Origin of the sequence: Agrobacterium sp. a22-2, from assembly GCF_012276985.1 — a bacterium.
In the GTDB taxonomy this organism is placed as follows: domain Bacteria; phylum Pseudomonadota; class Alphaproteobacteria; order Rhizobiales; family Rhizobiaceae; genus Allorhizobium.
Genome location: NZ_JAAXMM010000009.1, coordinates 150,000 through 169,460 on the forward strand (window position 1 = coordinate 150,000; position 19,461 = coordinate 169,460).

The 19,461-nt window shown below is 62.7% G+C and carries 16 protein-coding genes; 8 read left to right on the plus strand and 8 right to left on the minus strand.

Annotation, left to right across the window (positions count from 1 at the left end):
* Nucleotides 1-9 precede the first annotated feature (9 nt).
* Nucleotides 10-729, plus strand: a complete 720-nt coding sequence (gene lexA, locus HFC70_RS15560) for a transcriptional repressor LexA (protein WP_168474182.1) — start codon at nt 10-12, stop codon at nt 727-729.
* Here the strand turns inward: lexA and HFC70_RS15565 are convergent.
* Together HFC70_RS15565 and HFC70_RS27010 are read right to left on the minus strand one after the other, a co-directional pair.
* Nucleotides 710-2,443 (minus strand): ComEC/Rec2 family competence protein, encoded by a 1,734-nt coding sequence (locus HFC70_RS15565; protein ID WP_368669670.1) that lies wholly within the window; start codon nt 2,441-2,443, stop codon nt 710-712. The genes lexA and HFC70_RS15565 overlap by 20 nt on opposite strands.
* A gap of 92 nt (nt 2,444-2,535) precedes the next feature.
* Nucleotides 2,536-3,267 carry a DUF4131 domain-containing protein gene (locus tag HFC70_RS27010; protein ID WP_246735808.1) on the minus strand — a complete coding sequence of 244 codons (732 nt, stop codon included), beginning with the start codon at nt 3,265-3,267 and terminating at the stop codon, nt 2,536-2,538.
* Between the two features lie 278 nt (nt 3,268-3,545).
* Between HFC70_RS27010 and gltA the strand changes: the two genes are divergently transcribed.
* Nucleotides 3,546-4,835: a citrate synthase gene (gltA, locus tag HFC70_RS15570; protein ID WP_168474183.1), complete on the plus strand. Its 1,290-nt coding sequence runs from the start codon at nt 3,546-3,548 to the stop codon at nt 4,833-4,835.
* Nucleotides 4,836-4,911: 76 nt separating this feature from the next.
* Here the strand turns inward: gltA and HFC70_RS15575 are convergent, their stop codons facing one another.
* Nucleotides 4,912-7,551 (minus strand): cation-translocating P-type ATPase, encoded by a 2,640-nt coding sequence (locus tag HFC70_RS15575; RefSeq protein WP_368669671.1) that lies wholly within the window; start codon nt 7,549-7,551, stop codon nt 4,912-4,914.
* A 270-nt stretch (nt 7,552-7,821) separates the two neighbouring features.
* On the opposite strand from HFC70_RS15575, the gene HFC70_RS15580 reads away from it, so the two are divergent.
* From HFC70_RS15580 to glp, 5 genes are read left to right on the plus strand one after another with little or no spacing between them, the layout of a single operon-like run.
* Nucleotides 7,822-9,714: a peptidylprolyl isomerase gene (locus HFC70_RS15580; protein ID WP_168474185.1), complete on the plus strand. Its 1,893-nt coding sequence runs from the start codon at nt 7,822-7,824 to the stop codon at nt 9,712-9,714.
* Between the two features lie 30 nt (nt 9,715-9,744).
* Nucleotides 9,745-10,761, plus strand: a complete 1,017-nt coding sequence (trpD, locus tag HFC70_RS15585) for an anthranilate phosphoribosyltransferase (protein WP_168474186.1) — start codon at nt 9,745-9,747, stop codon at nt 10,759-10,761.
* Between the two features lie 15 nt (nt 10,762-10,776).
* Entirely contained in the window at nt 10,777-11,592 is an 816-nt protein-coding gene (gene trpC / locus HFC70_RS15590; RefSeq protein ID WP_168474187.1) for an indole-3-glycerol phosphate synthase TrpC, read from the plus strand.
* Nucleotides 11,589-12,077 carry a cyclic pyranopterin monophosphate synthase MoaC gene (gene moaC, locus HFC70_RS15595; RefSeq protein ID WP_168474188.1) on the plus strand — a complete coding sequence of 163 codons (489 nt, stop codon included), beginning with the start codon at nt 11,589-11,591 and terminating at the stop codon, nt 12,075-12,077. Before trpC ends, moaC begins: the two co-directional genes overlap by 4 nt.
* Nucleotides 12,074-13,300 carry a gephyrin-like molybdotransferase Glp gene (glp, locus tag HFC70_RS15600; RefSeq protein ID WP_168474189.1) on the plus strand — a complete coding sequence of 409 codons (1,227 nt, stop codon included), beginning with the start codon at nt 12,074-12,076 and terminating at the stop codon, nt 13,298-13,300. The genes moaC and glp overlap by 4 nt, the downstream gene beginning before the upstream one ends.
* A 67-nt stretch (nt 13,301-13,367) precedes the next feature.
* On the opposite strand, the gene HFC70_RS15605 is transcribed toward glp, so the two are convergent.
* Nucleotides 13,368-13,565: a DUF2735 domain-containing protein gene (locus HFC70_RS15605; RefSeq protein WP_168474190.1), complete on the minus strand. Its 198-nt coding sequence runs from the start codon at nt 13,563-13,565 to the stop codon at nt 13,368-13,370.
* A gap of 520 nt (nt 13,566-14,085) precedes the next feature.
* Here HFC70_RS15605 and HFC70_RS15610 point away from each other — a divergent pair.
* Nucleotides 14,086-15,123, plus strand: coding sequence for a glutamine synthetase beta-grasp domain-containing protein (locus HFC70_RS15610; RefSeq protein ID WP_168474191.1), 1,038 nt, complete (start codon nt 14,086-14,088; stop codon nt 15,121-15,123).
* Between the two features lie 149 nt (nt 15,124-15,272).
* On the opposite strand, the gene HFC70_RS15615 is transcribed toward HFC70_RS15610, so the two are convergent.
* The 4 genes from HFC70_RS15615 to HFC70_RS15630 all read right to left on the minus strand — a co-directional run bounded on the left by HFC70_RS15615 (nt 15,273) and on the right by HFC70_RS15630 (nt 19,358).
* Entirely contained in the window at nt 15,273-16,901 is a 1,629-nt protein-coding gene (locus HFC70_RS15615; RefSeq protein ID WP_168474192.1) for a CTP synthase, read from the minus strand.
* A 142-nt stretch (nt 16,902-17,043) separates the two neighbouring features.
* Complete coding sequence (gene secG, locus HFC70_RS15620) at nt 17,044-17,445, minus strand: preprotein translocase subunit SecG (RefSeq protein ID WP_168474193.1); 402 nt, start codon at nt 17,443-17,445, stop codon at nt 17,044-17,046.
* Nucleotides 17,446-17,542: 97 nt separating this feature from the next.
* The gene (gene tpiA / locus HFC70_RS15625; RefSeq protein WP_168474194.1) at nt 17,543-18,313 is read right to left on the minus strand and encodes a triose-phosphate isomerase; all 771 of its coding nucleotides are present in this window, start codon (nt 18,311-18,313) and stop codon (nt 17,543-17,545) included.
* A gap of 157 nt (nt 18,314-18,470) precedes the next feature.
* Nucleotides 18,471-19,358 (minus strand): alpha/beta hydrolase, encoded by an 888-nt coding sequence (locus HFC70_RS15630; RefSeq protein ID WP_168474195.1) that lies wholly within the window; start codon nt 19,356-19,358, stop codon nt 18,471-18,473.
* Nucleotides 19,359-19,461: the final 103 nt, after the last annotated feature.

Sequence of the window (19,461 nt, forward strand, 5' to 3'; positions counted from 1 at the left end):
TTTGGCCAGATGCTGACGCGCAAACAACAGGAACTGCTTCTGTTCATTCATGAGCGGATGAAGGAGTCAGGCGTGCCTCCGTCCTTCGACGAAATGAAGGATGCGCTGGACCTGGCGTCGAAATCTGGCATTCACCGGCTGATCACGGCTTTGGAAGAACGCGGCTTCATCCGCCGGCTGCCGAACCGGGCCCGGGCACTTGAGGTCATCCGCCTGCCGGAAGCCTATACGCCTAGCCTCCAGCCGCGCCGCGGCTTCTCGCCCAGCGTCATCGAAGGCAGCCTCGGCAAGAACCCGCCGGTTGCCGCCGTGCCGCAAAAGAGTTCCGCCGACGAGGCGTCCCGCTCGACATCGGTACCGATGATGGGCCGCATCGCTGCCGGTGTGCCGATCTCGGCGATCCAGAACAATACCCACGATATTTCGGTGCCGGCGGAAATGCTGGGATCCGGCGAACATTACGCGCTGGAGGTCAAGGGCGATTCGATGATCGAGGCCGGCATTCTCGACGGCGATACCGTGATCATCCGCAATGCCAGCAATGCCAATCCCGGCGACATCGTCGTGGCCCTGGTCGATGACGAGGAAGCCACGCTGAAGCGCTTCCGCCGCCGCGGCGCGTCGATTGCGCTTGAAGCGGCAAACCCGGCCTATGAGACCCGGATTTTCGGCCCCGACCGGGTGAAGATCCAGGGCAAGCTGGTCGGCCTCATCCGCCGTTATCACTGACTGTTCTTGGGCGATAGGGCGGCGCGACGTCGAGATAGGCGTCGGCGCGCCAGTCATAGCGACGATGGACTGACCAGGGTCGATCGGTGGCGCTGAGGGCTGCCCGCTGGACAAGCTCGCGCTTCGACGGGTCGCCAAGGGCGAGTTCGAGTGAGCCGGTGCGGCGCAGCGTTTCAACCGTGATCAGCTGCGCGCCGGAGCGGCATTGAGTGAAACTTGGCCGTTGCGTCGTGACGACGAGGTCGGCCATGTCGCAGGCCATTCCGGCATAGGCATAATGTTCAACCACAATGATGCGCCAGTCGGTTGCGGTTCGCGCCACGCACCAGGCTTTGTCGATGCAGGAAAACTGTCCGGTCGGGGTCTGCCGGACCATTTCGCCCATGGCGGCGCGTGCGGCTTTCAGGGCGGCGTCCTGGTCCTCTTGCCTTGCGGGCTGTGCTTTGATGCGTTCATCGACCGAGGCCTTTCCGGTTGATGGCTCACCGGCCGGGTGCTCTCGGGTCGTGGATTGGCTGGTCGCGGGCTCGGCAGCCGAGCGCAGACCGGCCGGCACGAATCCCTTCGGCTCGACGGAAACCGGCCCGACATGCTTGGCGATGCGCAGGGCGGTCTGCCATTGATGATAGACGAAGTCCGGCGGGCGGCGGCGGTTGGTGGCCATCGCCCCGTCCTGCAAGAGGCCGACGAGTTGGCCATCCTCGGCAATGACGAGATCGGCCGGGCGGGCCGGTGGGACCAGAATCTCGATGGCAACTGCCAGCAGCAGGCAGGCCGTGCCGATGTGGCGGAGATTTGAGCCGAGCAACGTCAAGGCAATGAGGCCGGCGGAGGCCAGCGGCAGGAAGCCGGGAGAGAGCCGGCCGGTTGCCACTTCGCCGCCCCAGCCGGCGACATGCTCGGCAATGACGATCACCAGATCGAGGCCAAATCCCATGACTTTCAAGGGGATGGCATCAAGGCCGAAGGGCATGAGGATCATGCCGATCAGGCCGGCCGGCATGACCAGCAGCGACATGATCGGCATGGCAGCGAGATTGGCCTCGATGCTGTGGGCACCGAGCCTGTGAAAATGCGACAGCGCGAAGATCGACGTCGACAGGCCCCCGATCAACGATGTCAGGAAGATCCCGCCAAACACGGTTGCCACGAGCTTTGCCAGGCGGGCTCCGGGAAGGTTTGCCAGAGCGGTTTCGTATCGCGGCCGCCGGCGCCAGGCCGCATAGCCGGCAATCAGCGCCACGGTGGCGGCAAAGGACATCTGGAAACTGGGTCCGAGGATCTGCGAAGGCGCAATGGCAATCACGACGATGGCGGCGACGGCGGCATTGCGCATGCTGATGACGGGGCGGTCGACGAAGGCGGCGCAGAGCATGATGGCCATCATCAGAAAGGCGCGCTGGGCGGTCACTTGGTAGCCGGAGATCAGAAAATAACCGGTCGTCGTCAGCAGTGCACCGGCTGCCGCGATCTTCTTGATCGGATAGGCCTCCGCCAGCGCGCCGGAAAGGCTGAGGAGAAACCGCAGGCCGACGAAGAACAGGCCGCCGGCCAAAGCCATGTGAAGGCCGGAAATGGAAATGATATGGAAGAGACCCGCCATGCGCAGCGCTTCGTTGGCGTCCTCGGACAAAGCCCGCCGCTCGCCGGTGACGATGGCGGCAGCAAAGGCGCCCGCATCGCCGGGGATCTGACTGCGAATGCGCAGCGTCACCGCGCCGCGTAGCGTCGACAGGCGCGCCTCCGCTTGCGACAGCCAGCCGTTCCCGGCTGGCGCGGCCGTGACCGCAACCGCCTGCGGCGGCCCTAGAAATAGCCGATCGCGCCGATGCCTGAAAAATAGGATGCGAAGGCGAAATCGGTGAGGCCCGGCAGGGCCGGACCGGAGGGCGGCTGCAGCCGGGCCCTGCCGGATATACCCTGCCCCAACAATAAGGGCTGGTGGGCGCTTCGGGCCAACAGGGCAACGCGGGTCGGTGGGCGTTTCAGCACCGGGTCTTTGGTCCCCTCAAGTCGCACGACATAACGCCAGCGCCCGGCGCCGTCCGATTCCCGCGCCTCGATGCTGCCGGTGATCCAGGTGGTGACCGGCGTGTCGATGAGAACCGTGCGCCGCCGCCAGGTCTCAAAATCGGCGAGCAGCATGCCGAGCGCCATCAGCGCCAGGGCGGCAAGCCCGTGGCAGAGGGCACGGTTGCGGCTCCAGGCATAAATCGCAGACGGCACAAGGACCGCAAGGGCGAGGATGACGGCCAGAAAATGCGGTGACGTCCGCGCTGTGAACCAGACGACAGCGCCCAGGCCGAGGCAGACGGGCACAAACAGGAAGGCATGGCCAAAGGCGACTTCCCTGTCCCAGGCGATAGCTGCCCGCCGGGCAAGCCGGCTGATCGGGGAGAGTGCAAGCTCGGACCTTGCGTCATCGGACAGAACGGCAAGCGGACCGGGATCATCATCATCGCCAGGGTCTCCCGACCGCACCAGCAGCGCCTCCAGGCGGGCGGTCATGCCCACCGGAGCTCGCCTGGCTTCGGTCACGAACGGCTCCTGCATGATGCATCGCCCTGTCGACTATCGCGCCGATCTCACGGCCGCTCTGAAAGATAATGGTAACAAGCAACGAGAGCCGAGGAAAGCGGCGGCGGAGAATCGGCAATTGCCCCAAAACGCGAAAATAGTGATCCATAACGATTATATCGCGATGCACAATTTGCCCTTCGGATAGCTTGGCATTAACCTCCGGATCATATAGCTAATTCGAACGCTTAAAACCTGTGGCGCCTCGGGCGCCTTCCCGCCACTTCCGGAGGATTCGCATGACGGACAAAAGCGCTGCACTAAAACTTGGAGACAAATCGGTCGAGCTGACCGTCAAGGGCGGGACCATCGGCCCTGACGTCATCGACATCGGCGCGCTTTACAAGCACACCGGCGCGTTTACCTATGATCCGGGTTTCACCTCGACCGCATCCTGCGAGTCCAAGATCACCTATATCGACGGCGACGAAGGCGTTCTGCTGCACCGCGGCTACCCGATCGAACAGCTGGCCGAAAAGGGCGATTTCCTCGAAGTCTGCTATCTGCTGCTCTACGGCGAACTGCCGACCGCTGCCCAGAAGAAGGATTTCGACCATCGCGTCACGCATCACACCATGGTGCATGAACAGATGAGCAAATTCTTTACCGGCTTCCGCCGCGACGCCCATCCGATGGCCGTCATGGTCGGCACCGTCGGTGCGCTCTCGGCCTTCTATCATGACAGCACCGACATCACCGATCCGCACCAGCGTATGGTGGCTTCGCTGCGCATGATCGCCAAGATGCCGACAATCGCCGCCATGGCCTACAAGTATCATATCGGCCAGCCCTTCGTGTATCCCAAGAACGATCTCGACTATGCCTCGAACTTCCTGCGCATGTGCTTTGCCGTGCCTTGCGAGGAATATACGGTCAATCCGGTTCTGGCCCGCGCCATGGACCGCATCTTCATCCTGCATGCCGATCACGAGCAGAATGCGTCGACCTCGACGGTGCGTCTGGCCGGCTCGTCCGGTGCCAATCCGTTCGCCTGCATCGCGGCCGGCATTGCCTGCCTCTGGGGCCCGGCCCATGGCGGCGCCAACGAAGCGGCGCTCAACATGCTGATGGAAATCGGCACGGTCGACCGCATTCCGGAATATATCGCCCGCGCCAAGGACAAGAACGATCCGTTCCGTCTGATGGGCTTCGGCCACCGGGTCTACAAAAACTACGACCCGCGCGCCAAGATCATGCAGAAGACCATGTACGAAGTGCTGGAAGCCACCGGCCACGGCGACGATCCGCTGATGCAGGTCGCTCTGGAACTGGAAAAGATCGCGCTCAGCGACAGCTACTTCATCGAGAAGAAGCTCTATCCGAACGTCGACTTCTATTCCGGCATCACGCTGCGTGCGCTCGGCTTCCCGACCACCATGTTCACCGTGCTGTTCGCCCTTGCCCGCACCGTCGGCTGGATCGCCCAGTGGAACGAGATGATCGAGGATCCTCAGCAGCGCATCGGCCGTCCGCGGCAGCTCTATACCGGCGCTCCGCAGCGCGATTACGTTCCGGTTTCCAAGCGCTAAGCGCTGGCCATCACCGAAACGACAATGGATCAACAGAGACCCGGCAAGCCAGATGGCCTGCCGGGTTTCTTCTTTTTCAAGCGCCCGCCTTGGCCGCGTTGCGGTGCCGGCGGTCGAGCCATTTGTCCACTTCGCTGACGAGCAGCACCGAAGAGGCGGCCAGCAGAAACAGCAGCCATTCGTACAGGCTGATCGGCGCGATCCCCAGCAGTCTGTTCAGTCCCGGCACATACATGGCGCCGATATGCAGCGCCTGGGCACCGATGATGCTGAACAGCAGGTAGGGATTGGACGACAGTCTCTGGCGGAAGACCGAGCGCCGCTCCGAGCGGCTATTGAGGCACTGGAAGTTTTCAAACAGCACGAAGAGGAGCAGCAGCAGGTTGCTGACCGCAAATGCCGAGACGCCCTGCGAGCTTAGCCAGTAGAACAGTGCGAAACCGCCGCCGCCCATCATCACGGTGGCCGTCACGATCCGCCGCAACATCAAGCGGTCGAAGATCGGCTCGCCGGGGCGCCGCACCGGCTGCAGCAGCTCGTCGCCCTCGGCAGGTTCGGTCACCAGCGCCACGTCCTGCACGCCGTTGGTGACGAGGTTGAGCCACAGAAGCTGCACGGCGGTCATCGGCATCGGCGTACCGGCGATCATGGCCAGGACGAACAGCAGCACCTCGGCCGCCCCTGTCGAAACCAGCATGAAAATGACCTTGCGGATATTGTTATAGGCAACCCGCCCCTCGCGGATACCGGCAACGATCGAGGCGAAATTATCGTCCGTCAGGATGATGTCGGCACTTTCCTTGGCGACATCGGTGCCCTTGCACCCCATCGCCACGCCGACATGGGCATGCTTCAGGGCGGGCGAATCGTTGACGCCGTCGCCGGTGACGGCCACATAATGGCCGTTGCGGGCGAGCGATCGGACGATCGACAGTTTCTGCTCCGGCTTGACCCGTGCAAAAACCCGCACATGGCGCGTCAGCTCGTCCAGCACCGTGTCGCCGGCTGCGCTTGCCTCGGCGACGTGCTCGCCGCTGGCGACATCGCCGTCGCCAAACATCAGGCCGGCCTGGCGGGCGATCACGGCCGCGGTTTTCGGGTCGTCGCCGGTGATGACGGCCACGTCGATGCCGGCGCTGCGGCAGGCAGCCAGGGCAGCCGGCACTTCCGGACGGATGGGATCCTGCATGCCGGCAAGGCCCAGGAAATTGAGGTCGATGAGCACGCGGCCGTCATAGGCAAGGTCGCCGGAACGGGCAATCCGGCCCTCGGCAAAGGCCAGCACCCGCAGGCCCTCGCTGGCCATGGCGTCGATCTGGGCACGTAGAAGATGCTGGTCGAGGGACACGGGTCGGTCGGCGACCTGCATGGTCTCGCACATCGCCATCAGCATATCCGGCGCGCCCTTGACGAAGACCCGCAACGCATCCTGCGCATGGTGGAAGGAGGCGGCATATTTCTGCTCGGGCTCGTAGGGAATGCGGCTGTGCAGCGGGAAGTCTTCCAGCAGCTGCGTCCGCGTGACGCCACCCTTGTGGGCTGCTGCCAGCAAAGCAATGTCCACCGTGTCGCCCATCGGCTCGAACGTGTCATTGCCGCCCGTCAGTTGAGCCTCATTCGGCAGACTCGCCGCCGTCAGCAGACGAGTGACGGCCGCATTCGGCACCTCGTGGACACCGTCATGGCTGCGAATACCGCCGGCGACCGGATCCGTGCCGGTGTCGAGCAGCCAATGGGTGCCGTCGGGCAGCCGGATATCGGTCACCGTCAACTCGTTGAGGGTCAGGGTGCCCGTCTTGTCCGTGGCAATCATCGTGCACGATCCGAGCGCCTCGACCGCCGGCAGGTTGCGCACGATGACATTGGCGCCGGCCATGCGCCGCATGCTGATCGCCAGCGCCACGGTGATGGCAATCGGCAGGCCTTCGGGAATGGCGCTGACGGCAAGGCCGATCGACATGGTCAAAAGGTCGCCGAGCGCCATCTGCCGCAACAGTCCGACCGCCACCAAAAAGATGATGGCGACACCCACCGCAATGGCGATCAGCCGGGTGAAACCTTCCATGCGGATCATCAGCGGCGGCTTGGCGATTGATCGTTCCTGGATCGCGCCGGCGATGCGCCCGAGTTCGGTCTGGCTGCCGGTGGCGGTGACAATGCCGCGCGCCCTGCCCCGCGTGACGATGGTTCCGGCAAAGACCATGTCACCATCCGTCTTGGCAACCGGCCGGGATTCACCGGTATGGGCCGCTTCGTCGCTTTGCAGGCCCTCGACCTCCCGGAGTTTGATATCGGCCGGCACGCGCTCGCCGGATTCAAGCATCACCAGATCACCCGGCACGAGGTCGGCCGCATCGATCATCCGGCGCATTCCGTCGCGCACCACCGTGGCATGAGGCTGTTCCAGGGCGCGCAGCGCATCGGCGGACTTTCCGGCGGAATATTCCTGGATGGCGCCGACAATGCCGTTGATGATCAGCACTACGGCGATGAACAGGGCATCGGTGATTTCGCTCAGCACCATCGACAGGGCCGCCGAGGCCATCAGGATATAGATCAGCGGACTGAGAAACTGCAGCGCCAGGACCTTCAGGAAGGTCGGCGGCGGAACGACCGGAAGACGGTTCGGCCCGAAATGCTGCAATGCTGTCTCTGCCTGACCGGACGTCAACCCGCTCGCTGCTGGCGAAACGGTCTTGCCATCGAGATTTTCCACGCAATCATCCTTAAGCTGGTCACAGGCAGTGTGCGGCGCACTATAGGAGGCAACCCGGCGGCGAGACATTGATATTTGTCAACCGACGCGGACCTCGCTCCACCGTTGCCGCGCCGGTTGTGGCGACAAGGAGACCCGAAAGCCCGCCTCGATCATGTTCGTCCCATCCGCTTTTCACCAAACACGCCTTCATTTCCGTGACAGTTTGATTTAAGGAACGTCAACTGCTTCGCAGGCTTGCGAAGATCATTCATTGAGGTTTGCGTTCCGATGCTCGAATTACTGAGAAAAGCTTCACGTACCTGGTTTGCCAAGGGCCTTCTGCTGCTGCTTGTCGGGTCCTTCGGCATCTGGGGTGTTTCGAGCTCCCTCATTGGCGACAATTCCGATGCCGTCATTACCGTCGGCGACCAGACGATCTCCACCAACGAGTTCAGGCTGGCCTATCAACGGCAGATGTCCGATCTCAGCCGCCGGTTCGGAACCCAGCTGACCACCGAGCAGGCGCGGGCATTGGGCATCGATACGCAGGTCTATGCCCAGCTCGCCGCCGGTGCGGCACTGGACCAGCTCTCCGAAGAGATGCGCCTTGGCCTTTCCAAGGACAGGCTGGCTGGCCTGATCGCCGATGACCCGGCCTTCCGCAACGAGAGCACCGGCCAGTTCGACCGTCAGCTGTTTGCCTCCCGCCTGCGCAATTCGGGACTGCGCGAGGAAGACTATATTCTCGAGCGTTCAAAGGTTGCCGTGCGCAGCCAGATCGTCGAGGCGACCTCGGACGGCTTTACGCCGCCGCAGACGCTGGTCGATGCCCTGCGGCAGTACCGCAACGAAAGCCGCACCATCGACTATCTGCTGCTGACCAGCGCCAATATCGACCCGATCAAGGCGCCGGACGAGGCGACGCTCGCCGCCTGGTTCGAAACGGTCAAGGCCGGCTACCGGGCGCCGGAATACCGCGCCTTTTCCTATGTCAAACTCCAGCCCGCCGATCTTGCCGATCCGGCCAGCATTTCCGACGAGGTGGCGCGGCAGGACTACGAGGCCCGCAAGGCGCGATACGAAATCGCCGGTACACGGACGATCGAGCAGCTGACCTTCGAGAACCGCGAAATGGCCGAGGCCGCCGTGGAAGCGATGAAGGAAGGCACAACGTTCGACCAGCTGGTTGCCGATCAGGGCAAGACCGCCACCGACGTGCTGATCGGTGACTTCACCAAGGACAAGGTTCCCGATCCGGCGCTCGCCGAGGCGGCCTTCGCCATCGAGAAGGAAGGGGCAACGTCGCCGGTCATCGACGGCTCGTTCGGGCCTGTCGTGCTGCGCGTTTCCAATATCAAGCCGGGCCGTACCCAGAGCTTCGAGGAAGTCAAGGACCAGATCCGCGAGAGCCTGGCCACCGCGGCCGCGATCGAGGACATCACCACTGCCCATGACCGGTTCGAAGACCTGCGCGCCTCCGGCTCGTCGCTTGAGGACGCCGCCAAGGAACTGAACCTCAAGCCGGTGATCGTCGACGCCATCGACCGCCAGGGCCTCGACAAGTCCGAGAAGGAGATTGCCGGCATTCCGGAAAAGCAGGCGCTGATTGCCGAAGTCTTCCAGACCGAAGTCGGCGTCGAAGCCCTGCCGCTGTCGATCGGCAACGACGGCTATGTCTGGTTCGAGGTGCGCGACATCGTTGCCGAACGCGATCGCCCGCTTTCCGAAGTGCGTGAAAAGGCTGTCGCCGACTGGACCGCCGAACAGCAGAAGATCGCGCTCGGCGCCAAGGTCGAGAGCCTCAAGGAACGGGCCGAACAGGGCGCGACCCTTGCCGACATCGCCGCGGAACTGGCCATTTCGGTGGAGAACAAGTCCGGCTTGCGCCGCAGCAGCGAGGACGCTGTTCTGGGTGCGGCCGCGGTCGCTGCCGCCTTTACCGGCCCGGTCGGAACGTTCGGCTCGGCACCCGGCAACGATCCGGACACGCAGATCCTTTTGAAGGTGACCGAGATCAATAGCCAGCCGACCACCAATGCGCTGGATGACCAGGAGCAGCAGCTGACGGCCACGGCCAAGGCTGCCGGCGACGACATTCTCGACCAGATGGTCAACCAGTTGCAGGCGGACTACGGTGTCAGGGTCAATCAGGCGCTGGCCGAACAGGCCATGGTTCGCTGATCGACGCGAGTATTTGGGGGGACGCAGCTGATGTCGGGGCTCAAGCCATTTATCGCCAAGGTGGCCAATCGAGACGCGCTGTCGCGGGCCGAGGCCAGCGAGGCATTTGAAATCCTGATGTCCGGCGAGGCGACCCCGGCGCAGATCGGCGGCTTTCTGATGGCGCTGCGGGTTCGCGGCGAGACGGTCGGCGAGATTGCCGGCGCCGTCAGCGTCATGCGCGCCAAGATGCTGCCCGTCGATGCGCCGTCCAACGCCATCGACATTGTCGGGACCGGCGGCGACGGAACGGGAACCTATAATATCTCAACGCTTGCCGCGTTGATCGTGGCGGGCACCGGCCTGCCGGTCGCCAAGCACGGTAACCGGGCCTTGAGTTCGAAATCGGGGGCGGCCGACAGCCTGTCGGCGCTGGGCGTCAAGCTCGATATCGATCCGGCCGGCATTGCGCGCTGCATTTCTAAGGCCGGCATCGGCTTCATGTTTGCGCAGCTGCACCATTCGGCCATGCGCCATGTCGGGCCGGCCCGCGTCGAGCTGGGCACGCGCACCATTTTCAATCTGCTCGGACCGCTCTCCAATCCGGCCGGCGTGCGGCAGCAATTGCTGGGTGTCTTCTCGCCCGACTGGGTGATGCCGCTTGCCGAAGTGCTGCGCGACCTCGGCTCGACAAGCGCCTGGGTGGTGCATGGCAATGGTCTTGACGAGATCACCACCACGGGCATGACCCAGGTGGCGGCCCTGGAGAATGGCCAAATCCGCACGTTCGAACTGCAACCGTCGGACTTCGGCGTCGAAACGGTGGATCTGGCGGCGCTGAAGGGCGGCGACGGCGTAGAGAATGCGGCAGCCCTGACCGCCGTGCTGAACGGCGCCAAAAACGCCTATCGCGATATTGCACTTTGCAACGCCGCCGCAGCCCTGGTCATTGCCGGAAAGGCGTCAACCGTGCGCGACGGCATGGCGATTGCCACGCAGTCGCTCGACAGCGGCGCAACGGCGACGGCGCTTGAAAAACTCGTGGCTGTTTCCAACGCCAGCAATTGAGGTTAGGTTCTAGGCATGACCGATATCCTGAAGCGGATCGAAGAGTACAAGCGCGACGAGATCGCCGCCGCGAAGCTGGCGCGTCCGCTGGCCGAGTTGAAGGCCATGGCTGCCGACCAGGACGCGCCGCGCGGCTTCTATGCGGCGCTGATGGCCCGCCAGGCCGCCGGGCAGTTCGGTCTGATCGCCGAGATCAAGAAGGCCAGCCCGTCAAAAGGCCTGATTCGGCCGGATTTCGATCCGCCGGCGCTGGCGCGCGCCTATGAGGCGGGAGGCGCCACCTGTCTTTCCATTCTGACCGATGGCCCGAGCTTTCAAGGCGCGCCGGAATTTCTACAGGCGGCACGGGCTGCCTGCACGCTGCCGACGCTGCGCAAGGACTTCATGTTCGACACCTATCAGGTGTATGAGGCCCGCGCCTGGGGCGCCGATTGCATCCTGTTGATCATGGCCTCGCTATCCGACAGTGACGCGGCACGGCTGGAGCAGGAAGCCATGGGCCTCGGCATGGACGTGTTGATCGAGGTGCATGACGAAGAAGAGACCGAACGCGCCCTGAAACTCACCTCGCCGATGATCGGCGTCAACAATCGCAATCTGCGGACGTTTGAGGTCAGCCTTTCCGTCAGCGAGCGTCTGGCGCCACTGGTGTCGAGCGACCGCCTGCTGGTCGGCGAAAGCGGCATCTTCACCCATGCGGACTGCCTGCGCATGAAGGAAAGCGGCATTACCACCTTCCTGGTCGGCGAAAGCCTGATGCGCCGGGACGATGTGACCCAGGCGACGATCGAACTGCTGACCGGCACCGCTGGCACCCTGGCGGCCGAATGACCGGCCTCACCCATATCGGCGCCTCCGGCGAAGCCCATATGGTCGACGTCGCCGACAAGGCCGAGACAGTTCGCGTGGCGGTGGCCGAGGGCCATATCCGGATGGCGGCATCGACATTGGCACTGATCCGCGAGGGTAATGCCAAGAAGGGCGATGTCATCGGCACGGCGCGCATTGCCGGTATCATGGCCGCCAAACAGACATCGAACCTCATTCCGCTCTGCCATCCGCTGATGCTCAGCAAGATCACCGTCGATATCGAGGACGATGCCACCCTGCCCGGCCTGCGCGTCACGGCAACCGTCAAGCTGACCGGCAAGACGGGCGTCGAGATGGAGGCGCTGACGGCGGTGTCGATCACCTGCCTGACGATCTACGACATGGCCAAGGCTGCCGACAAATCCATGGAGATCGGCGGTATCCGGCTGATGGAAAAGACCGGTGGAAAATCTGGCCCCTATCGCCGTCCGGAGGCCGCTCCGTGAGCCTGCTGACGGTCGCCGAGGCGCAAGGCCGCCTGCTGGACGGCGTGACCCCGATTGCCGCCAGCGAGACCGTCGGCCTGCACAATGCCGACGGACGGGTGCTGTGCGGCGCCATTGCAGCCAGGCTGACCCAGCCGCCCTTCGACGCCTCGGCCATGGACGGCTATGCCCTGCGGGGTGCCGATGCGCCGCAGCCCGGCGCCATTCTGACGGTGATCGGAGAATCAGCGGCCGGACATGGCTTTTCCGGCTCGGTCGGACCCGGCGAGACCGTGCGGATCTTTACCGGCGCGCCCATGCCGGAGGGCGCCGATACGGTGCTGATCCAGGAGGATGCCGAACGGCTGGACGACGGTCGCCGCATCAAGACGACCTTTCCCATCACCATCGGCCGGCATGTGCGGCCGCGCGGGCAGGACTTTCTTCAGGGCGAAGCCGTGCTTGCCGATGGCACGCCGCTGGATTTCGCCCGCCTGACACTGATCGCTGCGATGAACCATGCCGAGATTACCGTCTACCGCAAGCCGCTGGTGGCCCTTATCGCCACGGGCGACGAACTGGTCCGACCGGGCACGGTTCCCGGTCCCAGCCAGATCGTCGGCTCCAATACGTTCGGGATTGCAGCGCTTGCCCGTCAGAATGGCGCCGACGTGCTTGACCTTGGAATCGTGCCGGACCAGCCGCAAGCCATCGCCGACGCCATCGAGCAAGCCCGGCTTGCCAAGGCCGACATTCTGGTAACGCTCGGCGGCGCCTCTGTCGGAGATCACGACCTGGTGCAGTCGACGCTGATCGCCTGCGGCATGCAGCTCGATTTCTGGAAGATCGCCATGCGCCCGGGCAAGCCGCTGATGGTCGGCTCGCTGGGCGACATGCGCGTGCTGGGGCTGCCGGGAAATCCGGTGTCCAGCATGGTCTGTGCGTTGCTGTTTCTCGAACCGCTGCTCGGCCGGATGACGCGTCTCACGCCTTTCCGGCGCGATGCAATGGCCATCACGGCAACGCCGCTTGCCGCCAACGACAAGCGGCAGGACTATCTGCGCGCCCGGCTTGGGCGCGATGAAGCCGGCGCGCTGATTGTCACCAGCTACGGCAAGCAGGATTCATCGATGATGAAGATCTTTGCGCAGTCCGACTGCCTGATCGTGCGACCACCCGATGGGGAACTCGTCGAGATCGGCGCTGCCGTTCCGGTCATGCTGCTGAGGCCGTTCGTCGGCTGAACGACCCATTCCAGTCCGCACTCACGCCTCGGCCAACCCTGCGGTTGGCGTCCGGTTGTGGATGGCGTCAGGACTTGGTCGTCTTGTCGGCGTCGCGAATGGCCTCTTCATGATACCAGCTTCCGCCCGACGCCGCGTCGCAACGCGTCATCGAAGCGGCGTCGCCCGCCGTGCGTTCGAGGGCCTGAAGATCCCGGAACGCCTTGCGGGCGATCTGCGGGAACTGGTAAATCTTTGCCGTTTCGCGATGGAAACTCATCGTCATTGGGGCGTCTCCTTCTAAAAGCAATGCTACCCTGAATATCTTTTTCAACTCCTAATATAGCAGACCTGTATATCGATTGCATCATCTGCCTAAAAATAAATCATCAATTGCCCATTTATTATGCACCATCGCTATGTGCCGTTTTGCCGAACGCGGAGAGAACGGAATTCTGCGCCTCAGGCACCATTTTGGGCAAATTTGCCGGCCGCTTAAAAAATGACGAGCCTTTTTTGATGATTTTCGTGAGAAAACCGTCCGCAATCGGCCAGAATCCGCCGTTCTGCCGATGTTTTTGCAATATCAGCGGACTCGCAGATAGGTGTCGCCAGGGCTCGACAATGACGACTTTCGACACTTGATTCGCGTGACTCCCAATCTTCCTGAAGTTTTTTCGACACAACCGGTCCGTTTGGCACGTCAAATGCAAGGGACTTCGCGGATGTTGACGGGTGGGATTTGACCGCGGTGCTGGCCGAACGACCTCCCTCACTTCGCATCACTAACCCATGAGAGGTTCGCAATGACAAAATACAAGCTCGAGTATATTTGGCTCGACGGGTACACTCCGGTACCAAATCTCCGCGGCAAGACACAGGTCAAGGAATTCGAGACGTTCCCGACGCTCGAACAGCTCCCGCTCTGGGGCTTTGACGGCAGCTCGACCATGCAGGCCGAAGGCCGCAGCTCTGACTGCGTGCTGAAGCCTGTTGCCGTTTACCCGGATCCGGCTCGTACCAATGGCGTTCTTGTCATGTGCGAAGTCATGATGCCCGATGGCGTCACCCCGCATCCGACCAACAGCCGCGCAACCATTCTCGACGACGAAGGCACCTGGTTCGGTTTCGAACAGGAATACTTCTTCTACGAAGACGGTCGCCCGCTCGGCTTCCCGGAACACGGCTTCCCGGCTCCGCAGGGCCCGTATTACACCGGCGTCGGCTACAAGAACGTCGGCAGCGTTGCTCGCGAAATCGTCGAAGAACATCTCGACCTGTGCCTGGCCGCCGGCATCAACCATGAAGGCATCAATGCCGAAGTGGCCAAGGGCCAGTGGGAATTCCAGGTCTTCGGCAAGGGCTCCAAGAAGGCCGCCGACGAAATCTGGATGGCTCGTTACCTCCTGCAGCGCCTGACGGAAAAGTATGGCATCGACATCGAGTATCACTGCAAGCCGCTCGGCGACACCGACTGGAACGGTTCGGGCATGCATTGCAACTTCTCGACCCAGTACATGCGCGAAGTGGGCGGCAAGGAATATTTCGAAGCGCTGATGGCAGCCTTTGAAAAGAACCGCGAAGAGCACATCGCCGTTTACGGTCCGGACAACCACATGCGCCTGACCGGCAAGCACGAGACCGCCTCGATCCACAGCTTCTCCTATGGCGTGGCCGACCGTGGCGCCTCGATCCGCGTTCCGCACTCGTTCGTCAACAACGGCTATCGCGGCTATCTCGAAGATCGCCGCCCGAACAGCCAGGGCGACCCTTACCAGATCGCTTCGCAGGTCCTGAAGACCATTGCCGAAGTTCCGCTCGGCAAGGCCGCTGCTGCCGCCTAATCGGCGCCTGCAGTCACACTTGAAAGGCGACGGCTTGCAAACAGGCCGTCGCCTTTTTGTTTGTCCCTGCCCTGTCTCTACAACCACGCAAGCAAAAGGCCCGGATCGCTCTGGGCCTTTTGCTTTTCAGAACTGGATTGCTCAGCGCTTCAGACCAGGCGGCTCTGCTCCATGGCAGCACCGATGAAGCTGGCAAACAGCGGATGCGGGTCGAGCGGGCGGCTCTTCAGTTCCGGGTGGTACTGAACGCCGATGAACCACGGGTGATCCGGGTATTCGACCGTCTCGGGCAGCAGGCCGTCCGGCGACATGCCGGAGAACACCAGGCCACAGGTTTCCAGGCGCTCCTTGTAGTCGACATTGACCTCGTAGCGATGGCGATGGCGCTCGGAAATATCCGTGGAACCATAGACTTCGGCGATCCGGGTGCCCTTCTTGAGCGAAGCCTTGTAGGCGCCCAGGCGCATCGTGCCGCCGAGATCGCCCGATTCCGCGCGCTTCTCGAGCTGATTGCCCTTCATCCATTCGGTCATCAGGCCAACCACCGGTTCTTCGGTCTTGCCGAATTCGGTCGAGGAGGCATGTTCGATGCCGGCCAGATGGCGGGCCGCTTCGACGACCGCCATCTGCATGCCGAAGCAGATGCCGAAATAGGGAACCTTGCGCTCTCGGGCAAACTGCGCCGCCAGGATCTTGCCCTCGGAGCCGCGCTCGCCGAAACCGCCGGGCACCAGAATGCCATGCACCTTTTCAAGCCACGGTGCCGGGTCTTCCTTCTCGAAGACTTCCGACTCGATCCATTCCAGCTTGACCTTGACCCGATTGGCGATCCCGCCATGGTGCAGGGCCTCGATCAGCGACTTGTAGGCATCCTTCAAGCCGGTATATTTGCCGACGATGGCAATCGTCACCTCGCCCTCAGGGGTGCGGATGCGGTTGCAGACGTCTTCCCAGGCCTTCAGACGCGGCTTGGGCGCCGGTTCGATGCCGAAGGCAGCCAGCACTTCTGAATCCAGGCCTTCCTTGTGATAGGCGATCGGCACGTCATAGATATTGGCCGCATCAAGCGCCTGGATGACGGCGGACGGACGGACATTGCAGAACAGCGACAGCTTGCGGCGTTCGGCTTCTGGGATTTCCCGGTCGGCCCGCACCAGCAGGATATCGGGATGGATACCGAGGGCCTGCAATTCCTTGACGGAATGCTGGGTCGGCTTGGTCTTCAATTCACCGGCCGCCGGGATATAGGGCATCAGCGTCAGGTGCACGTAGATCGCGGTGCCGCGCGGCAGGTCGTTGCCGAGCTGGCGGATCGCTTCCATGAAGGGCATGGCCTCGATGTCGCCGACCGTGCCGCCGATCTCGCAGATGACGAAGTCGTAATCGTCATTGCCCTCAATCACGAAATCCTTGATTTCGTTGGTGACATGCGGAATGACCTGAACGGTGGCGCCGAGATAGTCGCCGCGCCGCTCCTTGTCGATGATGTTCTTGTAGATCCGACCCGTGGTGATGTTGTCTGTTTTGGTGGCCGAACGCCCCGTGAAGCGTTCGTAATGACCGAGGTCGAGGTCCGTCTCGGCGCCGTCGTCGGTCACGAAAACCTCACCGTGCTGGGTGGGGCTCATGGTGCCGGGATCGACGTTGAGATAGGGGTCCAGCTTGCGAAGGCGAACGCGGTAACCGCGGGCCTGCAACAAAGCTCCGAGTGCTGCGGCCGCTATTCCCTTACCAAGAGAGGAAACCACGCCGCCAGTGATGAATACATATCGCGCCATGGGCTTCACCGGATACCGATTTGAAATTGATTCCACCAGCCCAAAAGAGGATTTACCCCGATTTTTTATCAGCCGGCCGGAATATGGACAAAAGAAAACCGGCGGACTCGATGAGCCCGCCGGAGCTTAGGCGACGAAACGATCAGTTTCCAGTCGGAACGGCGTTCGGATCCGGCTTGGGGGCTGCCGGCGTCGCGGCCGGTGCAGCACCATTGGTGGCCGGAGCTGCGGGAGCGGCGGCGCCCGGAAGCTGATCAAGAACATTGCTGCCCTGGCCCTGCGAGGTACCGGCCGGGATGCGATCGAGAATGTCGGTGGGCTTCGACTCGTAGCGGGCCAGAATGCCGAGGCCAAGCGAAGTCACGAAGAACAGGCCCGCAAGGATGGCCGTGGTGCGTGTCAGCGCATTGGCAGTGCCGCGGGCCGACATGAAACCGGAGCCGCCGCCGATGCCCAAACCACCGCCCTCGGAGCGCTGGATCAGCACGACGCCGACAAGCGCCAGCACGATCATGAGGTGAATGACAATCAATACGGTCTGCATGTGTAATCCGTCCTGCCCTCATCAGGGCAAAATCTTCTAAAGCTTCGGCGGCTCTTTACATGAGGTGACGAGGCATGGAAAGCCCCTCGCCGTCAATTCAGGACACCAGATCCTTGTAGACGCCGTATATGGCGAGGAAATCGGAGGCTTTCAAGCTGGCACCGCCGATCAGCGCGCCATCGACATTGTCGACGGCCATCAGTTCGCGCGCATTGGAGGGCTTGACCGAGCCACCGTAGAGAATACGCATCTTGGCGCCCTCTGCGCCGAAACGCTTGACCAGCTCGGCGCGCATGAAGGCATGGGCTTCAGCGACGTCCCTGGTGGTCGGCGTGACGCCCGTGCCGATCGCCCAGACCGGCTCATAGGCGATCACGGTGGTGTCGGCCATGGCACTGTCCGGCACGGAACCGGCCAGCTGGCGCTTCAGGATGTCGAGGGTCTGGCCGGCCTTGCGCTCGTCCGCCGTCTCGCCGATGCAGATGATCGCCGTCAGCTCGGCCGCATAGGCGGCTTCGGCCTTGGCGCGCACCAGATGATCGGTCTCGGCGTGATCGGTGCGACGCTCGGAATGGCCGACGATGACATAGGTGCCAAAGCAATCGGCAATCATGTCAGCAGAAATCTCGCCGGTATGGGCGCCCGAGACATTCTGGTGGCAATCCTGGGCGCCGATCAAGAGCGGGCTGTCATCGCAAAGGGCCGTCGCCACATAGAGAAGGGTTGCCGGCGGGCAGATCAGCGCATCGACCTTTTCGGCGAGCGGCGACTTGACGCCCTCGGCCATCGCCTTGATCTGGTCGAGCGAAGCACGGGTGCCGTTCATCTTCCAATTACCGGCCACAAGTGGACGTACATCCGGCGTCATATGAGCCCCCAATCCAATTGATTTAAGGGGGAACTAGCAAAAGTCGAGGACAAAGGAAAGGTTATCACCGCGTTTTGGCTGTTAAATCGGCAGATATGGTGAAAATCGAGGCGGAATCGCCTTTTGCGTCAGAATAAAACAGCAAATGCGAGTCCTTTCAGCCCTGCCCTATCAACCAGTTAAGGATCTTTCGCCAGTCCGTCATGCGCACCGGCGTGCCATGCGATCCGGTCTGGAACAGGGTGAAGCGCACGGGGTATCCCTTGGCGTGCAGGCTGTCGTAAAGCGCGATTTGCGTGGGCGCGGCATAGACGCTGTCGGCGCTGCCATGGGTAAAATAGATCGGCAATTTGCGTTTAAACGCAGCACTCCTGGCAAAATCCGGGTCCGTTGCGCCTCCGAGGATGGCCATCCCGGTCAAGACGGACGACGCCGCGGGGTTGCGGGCGATATCCCAGCAGATGCTGCTGCCCATCGAGGCACAGGCCAGCACCACCGGCCGGCCAGGCGACTGCGCCGCGCTATAGGCGATCAGCGCTGCGATATCGGCCACGCCGTTGCTGTCGAAGGAGGTGACGCTCGGCGCGTAATAGATGCCCTGGTTGTCGACGGCGAGGTTCTTCAGCCGGTTGAAATTGCCGCCGAAGGAAAAATCGTTGACGCCAAGCCGCCGGTCGCCGCCGCGGCCGTGAACGAAGATCACCGTGAAGCGGCCGCCCTTGGCCGCGCCGACACGGGCCACCTCCAGCTTGCGCGCGCCGAAATCGAGCACCTCGTTGACCTGGGAGCGGCGGGCGCCCAGCGCGACATAGGCCTGTTTGACGCGGCGCTCGGGGATCTGGTCGCGACCGTTAATATCGCGCATTTCATCGTAATCGATCACTTCGAAATCGCCACCGTCCCGGCTTTCCAGCACGGTCTGCCGGGAGAACAGCTCGTCCTTGAAGGGCTTCAGGACCAGGCTGTCGGCGGCAACAAAGCCTGCCAGTGATAGCCAGGCCAAAAAACCTGCCGCAATGCGGAAATGAGCTGTGGACATCTGCATGACAACGGTGTCTCCCTTGGGCGTCAGCCTTGCCTTTAGAACCGGAGAAACGCAATGCTCTCCCAAAAGCATGCGGGCCCTGCCGGCAAAGTCGCGCACGCGC